Below are 971 nucleotides of genomic sequence, written 5' to 3' on the forward strand. Positions count from 1 at the left end.
CAGATGCAGGCGGCTCATGGAGTCCAGCCTTAGCAGGTGCTGGTACCTATACTTATACTGTAAGTGGTGCTCCTGACTGTCCTGATGCGACTGCAGATGTTGTTGTTACTGAACAAGCAGCTCCTGATGCTGGTAGTAATGGTACTTTACAGATTTGTGTTGGTGAGACAGTTACGGCAGCGGAGTTATTTACTTCCTTAGGAGGCACCCCGGATGCAGGCGGCTCATGGAGTCCAGCCTTAGCAGGTGCTGGTACCTATACTTATACTGTAAGTGGTGCTCCTGACTGTCCTGATGCGACTGCAGATGTTGTTGTTACTGAACAAGCTCCAACGATAGCCATAAGCTCAGCACCAATATGTTCCGCTGATTTACTCACATATTCGTTAGAAGTCACTGTTAGTGAAGGAACCGTGACCAGTACAGCAGGCACAGTTACTAATACATCGGGCAATATTTGGAGTATTGCAGGAGTGACATCTGGAATAAATATTACTTTAACAGTAACAGATAGTAATAGCTGTACAAATACTTTGGATGTAACTGCTCCTGATTGTAGTTGCCCAGTAGTTAATGCACCTATAGGTGGAGCAGACCAAGAATACTGTGCGGGAGATACTATACCAACATTAACTGCTAGTGTAGGTGCTGGAGAAACAGTAGATTGGTATGATGCAGCTTCTGGAGGAACATTATTATTGAGTGGTAATACCAATTTTACACCAACCTTACCGGGAACATATTTTGCAGAAGCACGTGTAATAGTAAGTGGATGCACTAGTGCAACGCGTACCTCTATTATGTTAATAGAAAACTCATTGCCTAATGCTCCTCCAATTACAGGAACAGACGAAGTATGTATAGGCGATACGATCACAGACCTAGCAACCACAGCTACGGGTACTATAGTATGGAGTTCATCGAATACAGCAGTAGCTACGATCGACTCAAGTACAGGAGTAGTTACACCA

1 protein-coding gene is annotated in these 971 nt (G+C 44.3%); it reads left to right on the forward strand.

Translation table 11 applies throughout. The features are described 5' to 3' along the window. The coding region (locus AC1EUU_RS15425; protein WP_480202342.1) for an immunoglobulin domain-containing protein at positions 1-971 on the forward strand (971 nt) is incomplete at both ends.

Source organism: Maritimimonas sp. 2205BS37-2, assembly GCF_056591755.1.